This window comes from Paraburkholderia fungorum (assembly GCF_046027215.1).
GTDB classification, from domain to species: Bacteria; Pseudomonadota; Gammaproteobacteria; order Burkholderiales; family Burkholderiaceae; genus Paraburkholderia; species Paraburkholderia fungorum_D.
Genome location: NZ_JAQQEN010000002.1, coordinates 2,999,998 through 3,018,080 on the forward strand (window position 1 = coordinate 2,999,998; position 18,083 = coordinate 3,018,080).

Genomic DNA, 18,083 nt, shown 5'->3' on the forward strand with positions numbered 1-18,083 from the left:
CTTAAGCGATCAGTGAGGTGTGTATGGAACGTCCGAGCGCAGTCGTAGTTGGGGTTGGGGCCGAGCAAGGGCTAGGCGCCGCCTTATGCCGAAAGTTTGCTGCTGAGGGATATCACGTCGTCGTGGCAGGGCGGACCGCAACGAAGATACGTCGCGTTGCTTCTCTGATTGTGGAAGAGGGCGGTAGCGCTGAGGCAATCGTAACCGACGCGACATCAGAGACCAAGGTGGTTAGCCTTTTTCAAAACGCGTTCGTTGCCACATCGGGCCGGGCGGTACCCGACCTGATTGTTTTCAACGCAGGAAATAACAAGCGAATTGACTTTCGTGACGTCTCGGCGGAACTGTTCGAAGATTTTTGGCGTGTCGGCTGTTTTGCAGGTTTTCTCGTTGGGCGCGAGGCAGTGCGACACCTTGTGCCGCTGGGGCGCGGAACAGTGATTTTCACCGGTGCGTCGGGAAGCTTGCGCGGGAATGCGGGGTTCGCGCAGTTTGCAGCAGCCAAGGCCGGCCTGAGAATGGTCTCGCAGAGCATGGCGCGGGAGTTTGGCCCGCAGGGAATCCACGTTGCTCACGTCATTATTGATGGTGGTATCAACGGTGAGAGATTGAAGAATGCGCAACCGCAGCGCTTCGAGCGCACGGGTCCGGATGGGCTACTGGACATACATGCGATTGCTGATACGTACTGGCATCTGCACCGTCAGGAGCGCACGGCGTGGACGCAGGAACTTGACCTGCGTCCGTACGGCGAGCCGTATTAAGTAGTGGACATGAGCGAAAGAGGAACCTCACACCGGCGTAATGGGAGCTCTTGGGACAAAGATGTCCTTGGTTTTAAGGGCGCGACCGTCGTGCGAACGCAGTTCAATTTTGCGCAGCGGCCGTTGTGCCTTGATGTCGACAGGCGCGGACTCCAGTTCCCCGGTTTCAAAAAGATACTGGGAACCCCATTGGCTAAGTGCAACTATCACGGGCATCAGCGCGCGGCCTCGTTCGGTGAGCACGTACTCCTGATATGCGCCGCCGTCCGCCGCGGGTATCAGTTCAAGTATTCCATGCTCGACCAGCGCTCTTAGTCGATTGGTGAGGATGTTCTTCGGGATGTCGAGACTCCGCTGGAACTCGTTGAACCGACGAACGCCACCCATGGCGTCGCGGACGATAAGCAAAGACCACCAGTCTCCGATTACGTCAAGCGCGCGCGCGATTGTGCAAACGCTGTTTTCAAAGCTCTTTCTCCTCACTTTGGCCCGCCTTTTCTTTCAAGAACTGTTACTCGATTTTGAAAAAATATCATAAACGATGACTCGACCCCGATTCGCAGGGATGCGTCACCCGGTTTTATAACTAAACCACAATTTTAACTCTTTCGCTGAGGGCCGGGAGCAAATGGCGTGGGACCGTATCCAGCCGCCTGGTCGGGAAAGACTGAAAACGAATGGTTACATTGCTGGAGAATGAAATGAAACTTAACGGAAAAACTGCGTTTATCACGGGTGGGAACAGCGGTATCGGTTTGGCGACGGCCCGTCTGTTCATCGCGGAGGGCGCAAGAGTGGCTATCACCGGCCGTAACCAGAAAACGCTCGACGCAGCTGCGAAAGAACTGGGCCCCCATCTTCTTCCGATCAACGCCGACGTGACCGATGCCGACTCGATTCAGTGGGCCGTGGACAGCGCAGCGGCGGCATTCGGCAAGCTCGACATCATCTTCGCCAATGCTGGCATCAGCGGCTTGACTCCTGTTGGAAAAACTACGTTCGAGGCGTTTGAGGACATTGTGAGAACCAATCTCACTTCCGTCTTCTTCACGGTTCAGTCGGCCGCGCCCCATCTGAACGATGGCGCATCGATCGTGTTGAACGGTTCCGTTCACGCGGTTTTGGGCAAGCCGGGTTGGTCTGCCTATGCGGCGTCGAAGGGGGCAGTGCGCTCAATGACACGTGTGATGGCATCAGAGTTCGCGCCGCGGGGCATCCGGGTGAACCAGATTACACCTGGTGCCGCACGTACACCCGTTTGGTCGCCCATTGCGTCAAATGACGAAGAGATGGCGGCGCTCGAAGCCACTCTCGTGACGACCATCCCGCTTGGACGCATAGCTGAGCCTGAAGAGATTGCGAAGGCAGTACTGTTCCTGGCTTCTAGCGATTCTTCGAACATCACTGGCACCGAACTGGTTGCGGATGGAGGTGCAACGGGAGCCCCTTTGGGCGCGCCGGCTCATCGGCATTGATGAGATTATGGCTTTCATTCCGCAATGCAACTGCCGCGCTAGTCGCTTTCGACTGGCTGGGAAGTTGCATTGGGTGAATGGACCCTTCGGATTTGGACGTCGCCCACCTGCCACCCGGGCGGGCACTTCAAGGGACATGGTTCGGCGCGTGCAATCAGTATAAAAATGAAGCTTGAGACGCGCTGATACCCATACGGTTTTCTCAAATAAAAAGCGCATCGCGCTGACACAGCCGTTTCGGTTGTACTCCATCTCCCATGCAATGGGAAGCACTCCAAACGCTTTTCACTTCTGTGTTGCCGAGCCGGGGCGGCCCGCAACATATTCGACCAGATTGCGGCGAAGGTGGCGATTTTTTGGAATTCAGAATTCCCTATCCGCGCTAGATTCAGGTCGCATCGTTACGTGTTCAACTCGACGGAATAATGCGCTGACCGTTGGGTAGGCCGAAGTATTGGACAGATCTTCTCAATGCTGATGACTGGATTCACTACGCTGCATGTCGAATCGCTATTGAGAAACTAATACAACATAAGTGAGTGGAGACGTCAGTGAAGAAGCAACTCGCAGCAGGAGGATTGATATTCGCACTTGGTTGTACAGCACACGCCGATTCATCGGTGACGCTGTACGGCGTGATGGATTCCTACATCGGATACAACCAGGCCGGCGGAAAGGGGACGAGTATTGGGTTGAACGGGGGCGGCTTGATGGCTAATCGATTTGGTCTTCTCGGACACGAGGACCTCGGTGGTGGATACCGCGCTAACTTCACCATCGAGAGCGGCTTCTTCGTTGAATCGGGTGCGCTTGCGGATCAGACGCGTCTGTTCAACCGGCAGGCGTGGGTCGGATTCTCCGGCAAGCCGGGCGAAGTGCGCTTTGGGCGGCAGAATTCTCCACAGTTCTACATTCTCGGCAAGCTGGATAGCTTCGCGGGCGCCACATACGGATCCGGGCTCAACAATATGAGCGGCTACGCGCCGAGATTCGATAACGTTATAGATTACCGAACGTCTTCTTTTGGTGGATTCTCGGGTGAACTTGCTTTTGCTTCAGGAAATCAACCGGGGTCAGTTGTCAGCGGAAGCTCATACATCGGTGCTGCCGAATATCAGAAAGGGCCTCTGTATCTGGGCATCACGCACGTTGAAACACGAAGCATCGGCCCGACGGGTAGCGTAAAGACGACCTTCGCCGGTGGTTCGTACGATATTGCGAAGGCGCGGATTTACGTTGGCTATTTCCGTGGAAACACGTTCAACGCGTCCTCATCGCGCAACGGCAACTACGTCTCCCTTTACGGTGTGTCGGCCTACTATTCCTTGACCACTTTCGACCGCGTTTCGCTTGGGTATACGTTCGCAGATGTGAGTGGCGATGTTTCCGCATCTGCGCATGAGGTGTCGTTGATGTGGGCGCATGACATCTCGAAGCGCACGGAGATATACGGTGTTGCCACGAAAATCTGGAACCGTGGTGCATCAGCGTTTTATCTCAAAGGGGCTGCGCCAGTCCCGATCAACATGCCAGTGGCCGGGCACGATGTCGTCGGTCTGCAGGCGGGCGTGCGATTCCTCTTCTAATACCGCAGGAGTGGACTTCACGGTCAGAAGGCGGCCATCGCCATACAGGCTGCGCGTCGGCTTTTGACAACTTAGGCCTTTTTTTGAACGAAATATAGCTCGCATGGCAATACGCTACTTACAACGGCAAATTGCTGGTTGTTTCAGGAATCCTGATTCATCCACGCGGACGTCGCAGGAAGTGCCTTGCAAGTCAGCAATACAAAAATTGGAGACAGATTATGAATTCGCGCGTCCGCTGGATGCTTATATCGCTGCTATTTTTTGGAGGAGCGATAAGTTACCTTGACCGAGCAGCACTTTCCGTCGCCGCGCCGTTCATTGTGCGCGAACTGAATCTCGATCCAGCCAGCCTCGGTCTGGTCTTCAGCAGTTTTTTCATCGGCTATACGGTTTTCTGTTTCGTAGGTGGATATTCTGCAGATCGATTTGGCCCGAAGACGGTGTTCACATGGGCAATGACCGGGTGGTCGGTCTTTTGCGGTCTGACGGCCATCTGTTACAGCTTGACGAGCCTCATTATCGTCCGGGTGATCTTTGGCGCGGGCGAAGGTCCTTTTTGTTCGACGGCCAATAAACTCGTCGCAAACTGGTTCCCGCGGCATGAACAGGCCAGTGCTGTCGGCATCGCAAATGCAGGGCAGCCTCTTGGAGCGGCGCTCGCGGGCCCGCTTGTGGGTTACCTTGCCCTGACGTTCGGATGGCGCGTAAGCTTCGTGGCCATCGCGTCGGTGGGCATTGTATGGGTCCTGATCTGGATGATTGTGGCGAAAGATAGTCCTTACGGCAGCCAGAAGGAACTGGACCGGCGAGCACCGAGCCGTGAAAAAGGAGCAAGTCTCGCTGAACTGGGTTCCTTCATGGCGCGCCCGATGACACTGGCGACGGCATTCGCGTTTTTCGGCTACTTTTATGTGCTGTATTTCTTCCTTTCATGGTTCCCGAGCTATCTCACGATGAGCCAGCATCTGACGGTCCAGCGGATGGCACTATTTAACGTGGTGCCCTGGATCGGAGGGTTCCTCGGACTTGCATCTGGCGGGTTCATCTGCGACACCATTTTCAAGCTCACGGGCCGGGCGATCTTTGCGCGGAAACTGATTATTACCTGCAGTCTCGCATGTGCGGCAGTCTGTACGGCTTTCGCGGGAGCAGTGACCAATCTGTACGGGGCCGTCGCCTTAATGACGTTTGCCGTCTTTTCGATGTACGTGTCTGGATCGAGCTATTTCGCAATCGTCTTTGATACGGTTCCCGGCGAACGAGTTGGCGCGGTAAGCGGCTTCGTGCATCTGGTTGGTAATCTCGCCGGCGTTTTGGCCCCCGCGATTACCGGCTTCCTGGTGAAGTGGTCGGGCAACTTCGAGAACGCGTTCTACGTTACCGCGGGTGTTGCCGCATTCGGCTGTCTGGCTGTCGTGGTCTTCGTCAATGCGAACCAACCTGGGGTACTGACGGCTGCTGCGCAGAGCCCAATACATTAGGGAACCGTTGTCTGTTCCACGGCCTCATGGGACGACGGCGTGCGTCGGCTGACGGATCGGCTGACGCATGAATTCCCGGCTTCTACCGATCTGCATGTGGAGCAATTCAAACCCGCGCGCCCAGCGTGGGATAAGCAACGTTGGTTGCATAATAGAACTACAATACTACGACCGTGTGACGTGCTTACCGGCTGCGGCCTTCCTTTCTTCGCTCAGTAGCAGAAGAAAAGGTCAACTTGAACTCAGCGCATCCGTGCCTGCGCAGATCAGATTGGGTTGCTTCGTCTGAAATAGTTGCGTTATGCAACTCAGTTGTTGCATGGCGACGGGATGTCGCTATCTGGAAGGCCCGCACGTCTGCGGATTGGACCATCCTTGGGCGGCAATTTGTGCGAATGCCCAGCAGAACTTTGAGGAAATTGTATGTCTACAACGACGCATCGGGGCGCCGAGACGGTGCTCAACCCATCCTGGCTGGGCGTCATCGCCATCGCGCTTGGTGCCTTCGCCCTCGTGGTCACCGAATTTCTTCCGGTTGGCCTCTTGCCGGGCATCGCCAGTGACCTTGGGGTGCCCGAGGGTACTGCGGGTCTGGCGGTCACTGCAACGGCGATTCTCGGATTCATTGCGGCGCCGGTGACAGCGCTCTCGATTCGACGCCTTGACCGTCGGCTGGTTTTGCTTGGGCTGACAGCGCTGCTCATTCTCTCGAGCGTGATGTCTTCGATGGCGGCGAGCTTCCCAGTCCTGCTCATGGCTCGTGTCGTCCTGGGGATCGGCGTCGGCGGCTTCTGGGCGATTTCCATCACTGCGGCCGCGCGGCTGGTTCCTGCGGACAAGGTCCATAAGGCCTCGTCGTTCGTGTTCGCCGGGATTTCCGTGGGCTCCGTCGTTAGTGTCCCAATGGGTTCCTATATTGGCGCTCACTACGATTGGCGTATTGCGTTTATGGCAGCGAGCGTTCTGGCGGTGATTGTGTTCCTGCTGCAGATTTTCTTTCTGCCGAAAATCGCCATGAAGCATGGTGTTTCTGTCGGCGATTTTTTCGGTCTGTTGCGTTCAGGAAAGGTACGTGCAATCTTTCTGACGGTCATTTTTATCGTCGCGGGGCAGTACTCCGGCTACACCTTCGTCACCCCTTATCTGGAGCAACTGGTGAAGTTTGATAACAACGCTATCAGTGTGTTGCTTTTCGCATATGGCGTTGTGGCAGTGATTGGAAACTTCGTCGCAGGCGCACTGGCTGGGCGTGATCTCCACAAGACGGTCTATACAAACGTCGCGCTCTTTTTGCTGTCGCTGCTTGTCCTGTCCGCATTTCCACAGCATCCCGTTATTGCAATCATCGGACTTATGGTCTGGGCGTTGTCGTGGGGTATGGCACCCGTCGGGACACAGCTTTGGCTCTATAACGCGACGCTTCATGCGCCGGAAGCGGCTCAGGCGATGAACACAAGCGTGTTTCAGCTTTCAATCGGACTTGGGTCGCTTGTCGGCGGCGTAGTCGTGAACCACATCAATCTTCATAGTTCGATGTGGGTCGGCGCGATCATCCTTACGCTTGCTGTCGTCATGGTGATCATAGTGGGGCGGATGGACGTGAAGGAAGCACGTCTGTAAGTGCAGACGACGCGCTCCGTTTTATACACAGTCGAAGCAAGAAGCCGAAAATGCGCACAGTTCGATTGCTTGTCGTTGCTCGAATGTACGCATTTCTGGCATGAGATCGTGGTGCGAGTCAAACCGAGCCGATCTGTTGGCGTCGGTCTCACCGAACGTCATCTGCTATTAACCCGGGCGCATCCCGCAGGTCGGCCTCATCGATCCCGGCGAGAATGCGCAGGCATTGAATAAATATGGGCCTTAGCTCTTCGGGCAAAGGCTCGATGATCTTTTGTTGCACTTCGTGCGCCAAAGGGATCAAGCTCTCAAGCTGGTTGATGCCGTCTGAGGTCAACTGAATTTGATAAGCGCGAGCGTCAATTTCTGATCTTTCCCGGCGAGCGAGGCCTTTCGAAATGAGACGATCCAGCGTGTCGGCAAGCGTGTTCCGGTCAAATCCTGTTTCTTCCGATAACTGGGCATGCGTGGCGTTAGGGATGCGTGCAATGGCGACCATCAGTGCCATTTGCTGCTTCGATAGGCCGGTTTGCCGTCCGATCAGATCGTCGAATATGGCTCGAGCACGCGAGTGGCACCGCCGAAGCAAATGGCCGGGTGCTTCGCGAAGATCAAATTGATCGGCGATCTTGCGCGCGTGCCGAGAATCGATGGATGAACGCTGCTTACCGGCTTCCCGGGAGCGTGACGACGAGGGGCTCGAGACAGTTGGCTTCTTCATAAGATAAAAATTATAGACCCGCCACCAGTAGATACACGTGCGGCCCCGAGCAAATGAATGTCGGGCGGGGCATCTCGCTCTTGTACACACAAATCCGGCAGCTAAAGCTCATCTTGCCAGAAACCGCTCGACTCCGACTTTTTTGCCCATGAATACGCGTTGACAGATATAGGTAGTACACGACATACTTTTATGTAGTGTACTACCTATATTGAGGCAGCTATGAGTGCGGCACTTCGATCAATTGTCATACTCGGCGGGGGGCAGGCTGCGGCTTGGGCTGCACACACCCTTCGTGATCAGGGATATTCGGGCGATATCTCAATGGCAACGGATGAACTACATGTCCCCTATGAGCGTCCCGAGTTGTCGAAAGGCGCACTCGCCGGGACGGTCAACGCTCAGAGCCTGCAGGTGTTCAGTTCCCAGGCGTTCGCCGATCTGGGAATTCGATGGTACAGAGGCGTGCCCGCCTCTTCAGTCAATCGGCAAGAAAAACGCGTGATGCTGCGCGACAGCACTCAGTTGCACTACGACAAACTGCTTTTTTGCACCGGCGGAAGACCCTTGAGGCCGGCCATAGATGGCATAGACCTTCCGGGCGTCCATACGCTGAGAACCTTGGAGGATTGCGATCGGATCGCACGCGAAATGGCAAGTGCTGAACACGTTTGCATCGTGGGAGGTGGATGGGTGGGACTGGAAGTGGCGTCGACGGCAACTGCGATGGGCAAGCGAGTCGTCGTCCTCGAGAGCAATTCCCGCATCTGTCAACGAACATTGCCTTCTGACATTGCGGGCCATCTCCGGGACATTCACGCTGCCCGGGGCGTTGATATTCGCGCTTCTGTCGCGGTGAAGCAGATCGAGCGCATCGCCAATCGGCTTCTTGTCAAGGATCAGTCGGGCGTGGTGGTCGAGACCGACCTCGTAATTGTAGGTGCGGGCCTTGTCGCCAACGACGAACTTGCCGCACAGGCCGGGCTGCCCTGCGCAAGAGGGATTGTTGTCAATCCAAGCTGTGTGACTTTGGATCCCGACATCTTGGCGGCCGGAGACGTGGCGGTCTCCCACAATTCGTGGGCTGGCGGTCTCATCCGGCTGGAGTCGTGGCAGAACGCAATGGAGCAGGCGGTGGTGGCGGCAAAGGTCGCGATCGGATCTCACGCTTGCTACGATCCCTTACCCTGGTTCTGGTCCGAGCAGCACGGGACGAACATTCAAATATACGGCATGCCTCGCGAGGCCCAGCGAAGCGTTACGCGACATACGGGAGACAGCTCACGTTTGACCTTCATGCTTGAAGCGGACGTCGTAGTAGCGGCAGTTGGCGTGAACACGCCCAAAGAAGTGCGAGCCGCGCGAAAGCTTATCGAAGCGGGAAAGCCAGTGCGCGATGCTGATCTCATCAACCTGAATTTAAATCTCTCAACGCTGTAGGTTTCGCCTTAGCCCCTGTGTGTTCAGCGAAATACGCAGGGATATTCCACGCACGTCGAAAAACACTTAACAAGGAGATAGAAATGAAGGAATCCGAATGGATATGCGCCGGCGAAGTGTCGGCCCTGACGGAGGACACTCCACTGTCTGTAAAGATCAGGGATGTACCGGTTGGCGTCTACGCAGCGAACGGGAGCCTGCATGCATTGGAGGACATTTGCCCGCATGCGGATGCGCTTCTGTCACAGGGATTTATTGACGGCGACCATGTGGAATGTCCTCTGCATGGGGCACTGTTCCACATCCCGACAGGGAAATGTAAAAAGGGACCCGCAACGCGCGACCTGATTCGTTTCGAAGTGAAGGTCGAAGGCAGCAAGATCATGGTGCGGTCCCCACTCGAGAGGAACTAGAATGAAGTCAGCATATGGAAAGGTCGTACCCGGGCCGGATCTTGAACTTACATCGGTCAAGCCGGGCTCTCCCATGGGTGAACTCATGCGCCGGTATTGGCAGCCGCTCTGTCTCTCCGACGATTTGTCGGATCTGCCTGTAAAGATCAAGATTCTTGGTGAGGAAGTCGTTGCGTTTCGTGATAAGCGTGGCAATGTCGGAGCGTTAGAGCCTCATTGTTCGCACCGTGGTACATCGTTGGAGTTTGGGCGTATCGAGGAACGCGGTCTACGGTGCTGCTACCACGGATGGCTCTATGACACCCAGGGGCATTGCATTGAAATGCCCTGCGAGGATGCAACGTTTTGCGAGAAGATGAATGTCCAGCATCCGGCATATCCGCTCATGGAATATGGCGGTCTTGTTTTCATTTATATGGGGCCGCCTGATATTGCTCCGCCGTTGTTGCCTATGTTGGACATTATCGACGTCCGCCACCGGGACGACGTCGTGTTGAAGGGAATGAGGCTTTGGGATGATCGCGCCATTGGATTTGTACGCGATTGCAACTGGCTTCAGCATTTTGAGAACCAGCAGGATCCGTGGCATCTCACGCAACTGCACAACCTTATCAGTGGAGACCAGTTTAATAGCGTCTTGAGCGAAAAGGTGGGCTATGCGGCGCCCAAGATATCCTGGGAGAAGACGGTCTTAGGTCAACGGTACAACATGGTGAAGCGCCTGCCCAACGGGCTATGGCTCGAGAGGCACACCGAAGTCATTTTGCCCAATATCCATCTGGTGGCAAATATTCATCAGACTGGTGAGAAACCAGTCCAGAGGGAGAAGGCAACGGAGATGAGTTGGTGTGTTCCGATTGACGACGAACATATACGCGGAATGAGCATCGTGGCCTGGCCGAAGGATGCAGATGGCAAGGCTCTTGACGGTTGGCTCCCTGGAACATGGACGAAGACGCCGTTTCGACCGGGTCAGCGGGAGCGTCCGTACGAAGATGCACAGCGCTTGCCTGATGACCTGGAAGCCACTGAGTCAATTGGTCCGATTTCGATCCACGCCCGTGAGAATCTTGGACAGTCCGATATGGGCGTTGCGATGTTAAGGCGAACCTATCGCCAGGTTCTTCGGGACATACGTAATGGCAAAGAACCCTACAACATCATCCGTGACGAATCCATCAACCACGCGTTGGAAACCAGTTGCTGGAACACGGTGATGACCCCGGAAGAATACGAAGTTCGTAGAGAGGCCGGCGAGATTCAGTGAATGCCTCAATGTCGCACGGCCCGGTAGGCGCAGTGTGGGCATCAGGGCATTGTTTCCGAACCTTCCTTATTCAGGATTCGCCAAGCCGTCCATATCTGATCAATGGGCGGTGGATCCATACCTTCAAGAAATTATGAACGACGAGCAACATTACAACGATGGACTTCGAGTTCGACGTGCTGTTCTTGGAAACGAACACGTCGACCGTTCTATTTCAAACCGTACCGCGTTGACCGAGGATTTTCAGAAATTTATCACCCGGTACGCGTGGGGCGAGATATGGACTAGAGAAGGGTTGCCACGGCATACCCGTAGTCTGCTTACGATAGCGATGATGGTTGCGCTGAACCGTCAGGAGGAACTCGCGCTTCATCTTCGGCAGGCTGGTAGCAACGGTGTGTCGCCCGAAGAGATTAAAGAAGTGTTAATGCAAACCGCTATCTATTGCGGAGTACCCGCGGCAAATTCGGCGTTTCATCTGCTGCAGGATATCCTTGAACCTGAGGCCAGCCTATAAGGCTTCTGTTTGCTTGTTGCCCCGGCCAATAGATGGGCGGACTTATCGGAACCGGAAGCGGAACCGGTAGCCCCATTTGTCCGCCCGTTATTTTTTTCGGGTGATCAGACCAGATGCATCTCTCGCGCCTTCAGGCAAGCAGGTCTATCATCAGCGAATCGCGACGCGCACAGTCGCGCAGGAGCCGGTATGAATACAAAGCACAGTAAAAAAGGGCATCTTGAAGCCGCCGCGTCACACCACGAACAGGCAGCGCGATATCACCGTGCGGCGTCGCGGCATTTCGAGGGCGGCCAGGACTATGCGCACGCCGCGCACGAGGCAATGATGGCCCATGGCCACACGTTGAACGCTATCGATCAGGCACATGACGCTGGCGCGCATAGCGCCGCTACGCCGCCAACGCCTGCATCGCCCGGCTCTGGCACAAACGCCGCGCACAGCGCAAACGCGGCAAAACATCACGCAACGGCAGCCGAGCTTCACGATCAGGCGGCGCAACATATGCGCCACGCCGTCAAGCTCTTCGATCAGGACCGTGGTGCAGCCGCTCACGACGCGCAGCTAGCCCTCTCCCTTGCACTGCGCGCTTTGTCCCAGGGCAATGAAGCAGCCAAACTATTTGTAATGCTCGCTGCCGGTGAAGGTACGTGAGTGATGGCGACCTTCATGGCACCGGCGCCGCGCGGCGTCCACTCTTCGTGCGGATCTACGGTCACGGGCGGACCGTAAGAATCCGCGCCCAGCGTGCACAACGCGCACGGCTGAATCGGGCGTTCCAATCAGTGCTGTACCTTTCGGTCCAGCAGATCTGCCGCAATGGACTTCGCATGCGCGACGGCTTCTTGCGCGTCAAGGAACACACCGAGTTGCTCCCAATGTTCTTCAACCGCGTAAGTCCCCTTCATGCCGAGCGCCCTTTGTACGCGCAATTGCGCCGCGTACCTGCCGTCCTCCAATGGTCGGGCAGTTGCGATCACCTTGTGCGGAAGATCGGATCTCTCCGGCTGAATCAACTGGACAGTACCCCCTGGAACGCCGATATCGACTAACCTGTTGCGCACTTTGCAGTCTGGGCAGTAGAAACACCACCCGTCGTTCTCGCGAGTCGATCCGACTTGCCCGCGGGCCAGCACGGCGCGACATTCAACGTTTTCGCAGATGAACGGCATAGCAGTCTCCGGAGTTGGTTGCGAGAAATCCTAGCATGGTCACCGGCGGCTAGCCATCAGCATTGTTGCCGTGCCTGCTCTACGCATCGGAGACCGGGAGCCGGTCCTGGCGGCTCCCCAGGAAAACCCCTAACCGTGGGTCGGCGCGATCGCAGCACGCGGCCGCAGCGTCGCCATGATCAGATACATGCCGCCGCCGATCACCACGCCGAAGAACCACCCGTAGGTATTCCACCAGACCGGCAGCAGGTTGGTGAAATTGGGCAGAAAAGTCGAGAATACGCTGCCGACCGCCGCCGAGACCAGCGCGTTGATGTTCCAGCCGCCTTCGTAGCGGTACTCGCCGTGCTCCTGATAGAGCGCCGCGACGTTGATGTTGCCTTTGGCCACCAGGTAATAGTCCACCAGAATGATCCCCAGCAACGGCCCCATCGTGGCGCCGATGGCGTTGACGAAGTGCGCGGCGTTGCCTTCCCACGGCGCGAACGGATAGAGCACCAGCGCGATCGCCGCGGCGATGTAGCCGCCTTTCTTGAAGCTGATCTGCTTGGGGAACGTGTTGGAGATATCGAACGCCGCCGAGACGAAATTGGCCACCACGTTAATGCCCAACGTGGCGACTGCGAAAGTCAGCGCCGCGATGAGTGCCAGCAGCCAGCTGTCGAACTTGGCCGAGATCTGTTCGGGGTGGAGCAGCACTTCGCCGTACACCTTGAAGGCGGCGATGGTGGTGACGCCGGCCACCAGCGAGAAAGCGATCAGGTTGACCGGCAGGCCCCACAGATTGCCTTTCTTCACTGCGTCGCGGTTCTTTGCGTAGCGCGAGAAGTCGCAAAAGTTCAGGTATAGCGCCGCGAAGTAGGTGATCCAGGTTGCGCCCACGGCCATCAGCGCCCAGAACGAACCTGGCTCGCCGCTGACGCCCGCGTCCCGGGTCTTGTCGAGCAACACGTTCATCGGAATGCCATGGCTGAACGAGAAGCCGCCGGCCTTGACGCATAGACCGATCGCCAGGATCAGCATCGCGACCCACACCGCCGGACCGGCCCAGTCCTGGAATTTGCGCACCGTCTCCATACCCTTCTGGATGATGAGCAACTGCAGCGCCCAGATGATCACGTAGCAGATCACTTCCAGCGCCGAGTGGCCGAGCAACGGCGTGCCCTTGTGGAAAGCCATCAGACTGTCGCTGCGGATCAGCAGCGCGACCACCGCGCTTGACGCGGCTGCTGTTTGCGCGCCGTACCAGAAGCAGGCCACCACGGCGCGCACCAGCGCCGCGAGGTTGGCGCCCCACACGCCGAACGAGGCGCGCGCCAGCACGGGGTAAGGCACGCCGGTTTTCTCGCCGGCGTAGCCGATCAGGTTCATCAGCGCGAAGATCACCAGCGAGCCGAGCCCGATCGCCAGCACGAAATTGACAAAGCTGCCGCATAGCAGGAACAGACTGGCGGCGAGGTAGTAGCCCCAGAGGCTGTGCACGTCCGAGGTCCAGACATTGAAGATGCTGAAGGCACCCCAGTTACGCACCCGGGCGGGCGCGAGATCTTCGTTGTAGAGGCCGGGGGAAGGATTGCGGATTTCCATCTGTCATCTCCTTTGAGTTCGTGGAACTAAGGAAACACCGCCGGACACTCTCTGGGTGGAGATGCCCCCGCGTCTGAAGCCAACTGATAGCTAGAACTGTATGTGCTTTACTGCCGCGGTTCGAATGGGTTAACCCTGATTTTCGAACCGCGCCCCGGCGTATACGCCTGTGCTGGCGCCGTCAGTCAGGGATCTCGGGCTCGACCAGCTTTGCCAACTGAACCAGCGACTCCTGCCAGCCGAGGTAGCACATCTCCACGGGAATCACCTCGGGCACGCCCTCCTGCACAATCGTGAACTCCGTTCCACAGGACACCGGCCGCAATGAAATGGTGGCGATCATCTGGCCGGGCAGGTTCGGATCATCGAATCGATCCGTGTAGCGAATCTTCTCGAACGGCACCAGTTCGATGTACTCGCCGCCGAACGAGTGGCTGTTGCCGCTGCTGAAGTTACGGAAGGACATTTTGTGAGTGCCACCCACGCGCGCATCCATGTGATGGACCTGACAGGTGAATCCATAGGGCGGAAGCCACTTCGCTATCGCATCGGGTTCGAGGAAGGCACGATAGATGCGTTCGGGAGTCGCGCGCAAGACGCGCTGGAGATGGATTGTTCCGGTAGTCATGATGGGCTCCCCTTTCACTGGAGAAGTTGGACACACTCCTACGACGACTCGGCGACGCCGCTATCGACATGGGTTGAGATCCGGAAAAACCCGTACGCGCCGACAGGTATCATCGCTAGCGATGCCTCCCCGGCATTGTGAGGGAATTGTGGTCTGAAAAAATAAAGACCATCGGGTTTCAGTGCGTCGTTGCGCGCATTGCCCGGTATTCGCGTCGCACGATATCCATCAGTTCCTCGACCGACGTGCTGGCGGCCTCGCGCTGGTAAGTTACCCGTCCGCGTTGCATCAGCATCACACGATCCGCGATGTCGAGCGTCTGCGCGTAGTTGTGCATGATCATGATGATCGACAGACCGCCTTTTTCCTTGAGCCGCAGGATCAGGTCGATAATGAGTCCAGCCTCGCGTGCGCCCATCGCGGCGAGCGGTTCGTCGAGCAGCAGTATCCTGGCATTCGAATTGACCGCGCGAGCGACCGCGATAGCCTGTCGCTGTCCGCCGGAAAGCTGCTCGACTGGCAGATCAACCGAGGGCACATGCACGCCGATTTCCTCAAGGCACTCGGCGGCGCGCTCACGCATGGCGCGATTGTTCAGCAGGCGAAACGGCCCTCGCCGGATGATCTCGCGATTCAGGAACATGTTGTGATAGATGCTCAGCGAGTTGGCAAGCGCCAGATCCTGATACACACATTCAATGCCGAGCGAACGGGCGTGGTCAACGGAGCGAAGCATCGTCTCTTCGCCGCCAACGAAAAGCTTGCCGCTGGTCTGTTGATGAAAGCCCGTCAGAATCTTGATCAGCGTCGATTTGCCTGCGCCATTGTCGCCGAGCACGCCAAGAATCTCGCCCTGTCTTAGCGTCAGCGTCACGCCATCGAGCGCGGTGACCGCGCCGAAACGCTTGACGATATCCTCGCCGCGCAGCGCCTCCAGCACCTCGGACATTACAACTCCCCCTTGCGCGCGAGACGAACCACGTGGATGTTGAAAATCATGGCGCCGAGGATCGCCGCGCCGAGGATCATGTTGAAGGTGAAGGCGTTGATACCGATCAGCGTGAAGCCGTCGTTGAGAATGCCAAGCACCGCGGCACCGATCAGCCCGCCTATGATCGTGCCGGACCCACCCGCGAGAGGCGTGCCGCCAATCACGGCCGCGGCAACCGCGAGAAACATGATCTGGTTACCGCCCGCTTGCGGATCGATCGACGTGATGCGGAAACCCTCCAGGATGCCGGTCAAGCCGGCGAGCACCGCGGCAAGAATGAAGTTGCCGAGCTTCAGGCGTCTGACCTGGATGCCCGCCTCGCTCGCGCCCAGCGGATTCGCTCCCGACGCGATCGTATGCAAACCCCAGCGTGTGTGTCGCAGCAACACGTGCATGAATGCGGCAATCACCAGCGTCCAGATGATTTCGCTGTAACCCCATTCCCCCATGAACGCCGCAAACGCTGAATTTTCCGGCGGCGAAACGGGTGTGCCTCGTGAAATCGTCAGCGTGAGGCCGTTGACGAAGAACAAGGTGCCGAGCGTTGTCACAAATGATGGGATGCGCAGGTACACCGTCACCGCGCCGTTGATCAGCCCGACGAGACCCGCGGCAACGACGCCGGTGAGCATGCCAAGCCATGGCGGCAAGCCCGCCTCGATGGCGAAATGCATGATGAACGGCGCGAACGCAAAGACCATCCCAGCGGAGAGATCGATCTCCCCGCCGATCATCAGCATGATTTCGCCGAAGGCAATGATCGCCACTGGCGCGATGAATTGCGACAGATTCTGCAGACTCGCGCTGGTCAGCAGGAAGTCATGGTTGACTGTCTCGAAGTAGATGCAGAGGATCAGCGCAACCGCAAAGATGCGAATTTCACTGGAACGTCCGAGCGCGCCTGACCAGCGCCTCGGACGTTTGGCGGGTTTCTGGGCGTCCGTCACGGAAGACGTCACCCTTTGATCGCACCTGTGCGTGGCACGATCTGGGCTTTCGTGCTCTTGCCTTCATAGCGCGTTGAAGTGTTCAGGTACGGATCGACCGTGCCCTTGGTGACGAACTTCAGACCCGTGTTGACATTGGCCGGCCCAACGAGCCCACCGGAGGCGAGAAAGGTGAACGCCTCGACCACCGTATAAAAGCCCTGCACGTACGGCTGCTGATCAATCGTGAAGTCGAGGAAGCCGTCGTGAATCAGATCGACCGTGCGCGGCAACAGATCAAAGCCACCGCCATGAACACCTTTGGACGGCAGGTTGGATTCTTTCATGACTTCGGCGACGCCCTGGGTGCTGCCCGCGTCCACCGCGAACATGCCCTTGAGATCCTGGTGGCCGAGAAAGAAGGACTTGATCTTCGAGAGTTCTTCGTTGACGGTCGCGCCGGTTGCGATAGTCTGCACGTCGATCTTCTTGCCCGATTTCTTGATTGCAGCCGCGGCACCATCAAGCCGGGGCTGAATGTTGAGCTGGCCTGGCGTGGCGATAAAGAGCGCGACGAGGCCACTGTCGATGAGGCTTACGATTCGCTCGCCCATCTGATAGCCGGACAGATAAAGATCCTGGCCGATATAGGCGAGGCGCGGGTTCGTGGAACCCGAGGGCGCATCGGCGTTGTAGGCGAATACGGGAATGCCGGCGTCGAGCGCGGCCTGGATGGGTTTGTCGAACGCCTTGGGGTCGACGATCGGTACGGCGATTGCGTCGGCTTTCGCGGCAATTGCCGCGTTGACCGCGTTCACCATTTCGCCAATGTCGGCATTCGCCGAGCCGGTCCATTGATAGTCCATTCCCAGCAACGCGGTCGCGTCCTGAATGCCGTATTGCGTTGGCACGAAGAACGGATTCGTTGTGACATGGTTGACGAATACGATCTTCCATCGCTTGTGCGCCGGGAACGAACCGCCTTCCGCCGCCTGGGCCGGCGTGATCATGCCACCGCCCAGTAGCGCCAGTGCTGCTGACAGGCCAGCGCCTTGCAGCAATCCCCGACGCATACCCTGCACTTCGTCTTTGTCTTCCTTTGCTTGCGCCATCTCGATCTCCGTCTCTCAGTTGTTAAACACTTTACTGTGCATGACGGCGCAGGCAGGAAAAGCCCCGGCAAGAACACCACCGGAGCCGGGCATCACTCCTTTCATGAAGCCCGCGTGCACGCGCGTACGCATGACTAACCTGCAGAAAATGCTATATCACGCCCTATTGCCTATTAATCGATGTATACCCTTAACTAGTCCGACTAATTAATTTTTGCGCTGCAGCGCAGCGTTGCGCATCCACCTCCAGCCATGCGGCACAACGCGGCGATGGGGCTGGCCTCGCTCGTTGCCCGTGCGTCGCACGTTGTCGAATTGATCTGCACGATGTACCGCTTTAATAGTATTACTATCGAGTTAGCGTCTGAAAGGAGAGGGGA

18 protein-coding genes are annotated in these 18,083 nt (G+C 57.2%); 10 read left to right on the forward strand and 8 right to left on the reverse strand.

The window, feature by feature from the left end; translation table 11 throughout:
• The first annotated feature begins 23 nt into the window (after positions 1-23).
• Entirely contained in the window at positions 24-764 is a 741-nt protein-coding gene (locus tag PQR27_RS33865; protein ID WP_408527897.1) for an SDR family NAD(P)-dependent oxidoreductase, read from the forward strand.
• Positions 765-791: 27 nt separating this feature from the next.
• Here the strand turns inward: PQR27_RS33865 and PQR27_RS33870 are convergent, their stop codons facing one another.
• Positions 792-1,247, reverse strand: a complete 456-nt coding sequence (locus PQR27_RS33870) for a winged helix-turn-helix transcriptional regulator (RefSeq protein ID WP_408527898.1) — start codon at positions 1,245-1,247, stop codon at positions 792-794.
• Positions 1,248-1,465: 218 nt separating this feature from the next.
• On the opposite strand from PQR27_RS33870, the gene PQR27_RS33875 reads away from it, so the two are divergent.
• From PQR27_RS33875 to PQR27_RS33890, 4 genes are all read left to right on the forward strand, one after another.
• Entirely contained in the window at positions 1,466-2,239 is a 774-nt protein-coding gene (locus PQR27_RS33875; protein WP_408527899.1) for an SDR family NAD(P)-dependent oxidoreductase, read from the forward strand.
• A 551-nt stretch (positions 2,240-2,790) separates the two neighbouring features.
• The gene (locus PQR27_RS33880; RefSeq protein WP_408527900.1) at positions 2,791-3,825 is read left to right on the forward strand and encodes a porin; all 1,035 of its coding nucleotides are present in this window, start codon (positions 2,791-2,793) and stop codon (positions 3,823-3,825) included.
• A gap of 221 nt (positions 3,826-4,046) precedes the next feature.
• Positions 4,047-5,309 carry an MFS transporter gene (locus PQR27_RS33885; protein ID WP_408527901.1) on the forward strand — a complete coding sequence of 421 codons (1,263 nt, stop codon included), beginning with the start codon at positions 4,047-4,049 and terminating at the stop codon, positions 5,307-5,309.
• A gap of 423 nt (positions 5,310-5,732) precedes the next feature.
• The gene (locus PQR27_RS33890; protein WP_408527902.1) at positions 5,733-6,929 is read left to right on the forward strand and encodes an MFS transporter; all 1,197 of its coding nucleotides are present in this window, start codon (positions 5,733-5,735) and stop codon (positions 6,927-6,929) included.
• A gap of 148 nt (positions 6,930-7,077) precedes the next feature.
• Here PQR27_RS33890 and PQR27_RS33895 read toward each other — a convergent pair whose 3' ends face one another.
• Positions 7,078-7,650, reverse strand: a complete 573-nt coding sequence (locus PQR27_RS33895; protein WP_408527903.1) for a MarR family winged helix-turn-helix transcriptional regulator — start codon at positions 7,648-7,650, stop codon at positions 7,078-7,080.
• A gap of 222 nt (positions 7,651-7,872) precedes the next feature.
• Between PQR27_RS33895 and PQR27_RS33900 the strand changes: the two genes are divergently transcribed.
• The 5 genes from PQR27_RS33900 (at position 7,873) to PQR27_RS33920 (ending at position 11,941) form a co-directional block, all read left to right on the forward strand.
• Positions 7,873-9,090: an NAD(P)/FAD-dependent oxidoreductase gene (locus PQR27_RS33900; RefSeq protein WP_408527904.1), complete on the forward strand. Its 1,218-nt coding sequence runs from the start codon at positions 7,873-7,875 to the stop codon at positions 9,088-9,090.
• Between the two features lie 83 nt (positions 9,091-9,173).
• Positions 9,174-9,503, forward strand: a complete 330-nt coding sequence (locus PQR27_RS33905; RefSeq protein ID WP_408527905.1) for a non-heme iron oxygenase ferredoxin subunit — start codon at positions 9,174-9,176, stop codon at positions 9,501-9,503.
• Position 9,504: 1 nt separating this feature from the next.
• A complete protein-coding gene (locus PQR27_RS33910; RefSeq protein WP_408527906.1) occupies positions 9,505-10,770 on the forward strand; it encodes a Rieske 2Fe-2S domain-containing protein in 1,266 nt (421 codons plus the stop codon).
• A gap of 133 nt (positions 10,771-10,903) precedes the next feature.
• Entirely contained in the window at positions 10,904-11,287 is a 384-nt protein-coding gene (gene pcaC, locus PQR27_RS33915) for a 4-carboxymuconolactone decarboxylase (protein ID WP_408527907.1), read from the forward strand.
• Positions 11,288-11,476: 189 nt separating this feature from the next.
• On the forward strand, positions 11,477-11,941 hold the full coding sequence (locus PQR27_RS33920; protein WP_408527908.1) for a hypothetical protein: 465 nt from the start codon (positions 11,477-11,479) through the stop codon (positions 11,939-11,941).
• 128 nt (positions 11,942-12,069) lie between these two features.
• Here PQR27_RS33920 and PQR27_RS33925 read toward each other — a convergent pair whose 3' ends face one another.
• The 6 genes from PQR27_RS33925 to PQR27_RS33950 form a co-directional block, all read right to left on the reverse strand.
• On the reverse strand, positions 12,070-12,459 hold the full coding sequence (locus PQR27_RS33925; protein ID WP_408527909.1) for a hypothetical protein: 390 nt from the start codon (positions 12,457-12,459) through the stop codon (positions 12,070-12,072).
• A gap of 129 nt (positions 12,460-12,588) precedes the next feature.
• Positions 12,589-14,046 (reverse strand): NCS1 family nucleobase:cation symporter-1, encoded by a 1,458-nt coding sequence (locus tag PQR27_RS33930; protein ID WP_408527910.1) that lies wholly within the window; start codon positions 14,044-14,046, stop codon positions 12,589-12,591.
• Positions 14,047-14,227: 181 nt separating this feature from the next.
• Positions 14,228-14,674, reverse strand: coding sequence for an SRPBCC family protein (locus PQR27_RS33935; protein WP_408527911.1), 447 nt, complete (start codon positions 14,672-14,674; stop codon positions 14,228-14,230).
• Positions 14,675-14,852: 178 nt separating this feature from the next.
• A complete protein-coding gene (locus tag PQR27_RS33940) occupies positions 14,853-15,623 on the reverse strand; it encodes an ATP-binding cassette domain-containing protein (RefSeq protein WP_408527912.1) in 771 nt (256 codons plus the stop codon).
• Complete coding sequence (locus tag PQR27_RS33945) at positions 15,623-16,624, reverse strand: ABC transporter permease (protein ID WP_408527913.1); 1,002 nt, start codon at positions 16,622-16,624, stop codon at positions 15,623-15,625. Before PQR27_RS33945 ends, PQR27_RS33940 begins: the two co-directional genes overlap by 1 nt.
• Positions 16,621-17,703: a sugar ABC transporter substrate-binding protein gene (locus PQR27_RS33950; RefSeq protein ID WP_408527914.1), complete on the reverse strand. Its 1,083-nt coding sequence runs from the start codon at positions 17,701-17,703 to the stop codon at positions 16,621-16,623. The genes PQR27_RS33945 and PQR27_RS33950 overlap by 4 nt, the downstream gene beginning before the upstream one ends.
• Between the last annotated feature and the right edge of the window lie 380 nt (positions 17,704-18,083).

Excerpts from the sequence above, each read along its gene's own strand:
- PQR27_RS33925 (WP_408527909.1), bottom strand. The coding sequence starts at position 12,459 with ATGCCGTTCATCTGCGAAAACGTTGAATGTCGCGCCGTGCTGGCCCGC.
- pcaC (WP_408527907.1), top strand. The coding sequence starts at position 10,904 with ATGAACGACGAGCAACATTACAACGATGGACTTCGAGTTCGACGTGCT.
- PQR27_RS33950 (WP_408527914.1), bottom strand. The coding sequence starts at position 17,703 with ATGGCGCAAGCAAAGGAAGACAAAGACGAAGTGCAGGGTATGCGTCGG.
- PQR27_RS33900 (WP_408527904.1), top strand. The coding sequence starts at position 7,873 with ATGAGTGCGGCACTTCGATCAATTGTCATACTCGGCGGGGGGCAGGCT.
- PQR27_RS33885 (WP_408527901.1), top strand. The coding sequence starts at position 4,047 with ATGAATTCGCGCGTCCGCTGGATGCTTATATCGCTGCTATTTTTTGGA.
- PQR27_RS33940 (WP_408527912.1), bottom strand. The coding sequence starts at position 15,623 with ATGTCCGAGGTGCTGGAGGCGCTGCGCGGCGAGGATATCGTCAAGCGT.
- PQR27_RS33875 (WP_408527899.1), top strand. The coding sequence starts at position 1,466 with ATGAAACTTAACGGAAAAACTGCGTTTATCACGGGTGGGAACAGCGGT.
- PQR27_RS33890 (WP_408527902.1), top strand. The coding sequence starts at position 5,733 with ATGTCTACAACGACGCATCGGGGCGCCGAGACGGTGCTCAACCCATCC.
- PQR27_RS33905 (WP_408527905.1), top strand. The coding sequence starts at position 9,174 with ATGAAGGAATCCGAATGGATATGCGCCGGCGAAGTGTCGGCCCTGACG.
- PQR27_RS33930 (WP_408527910.1), bottom strand. The coding sequence starts at position 14,046 with ATGGAAATCCGCAATCCTTCCCCCGGCCTCTACAACGAAGATCTCGCG.
- PQR27_RS33920 (WP_408527908.1), top strand. The coding sequence starts at position 11,477 with ATGAATACAAAGCACAGTAAAAAAGGGCATCTTGAAGCCGCCGCGTCA.
- PQR27_RS33935 (WP_408527911.1), bottom strand. The coding sequence starts at position 14,674 with ATGACTACCGGAACAATCCATCTCCAGCGCGTCTTGCGCGCGACTCCC.
- PQR27_RS33865 (WP_408527897.1), top strand. The coding sequence starts at position 24 with ATGGAACGTCCGAGCGCAGTCGTAGTTGGGGTTGGGGCCGAGCAAGGG.
- PQR27_RS33910 (WP_408527906.1), top strand. The coding sequence starts at position 9,505 with ATGAAGTCAGCATATGGAAAGGTCGTACCCGGGCCGGATCTTGAACTT.
- PQR27_RS33895 (WP_408527903.1), bottom strand. The coding sequence starts at position 7,650 with ATGAAGAAGCCAACTGTCTCGAGCCCCTCGTCGTCACGCTCCCGGGAA.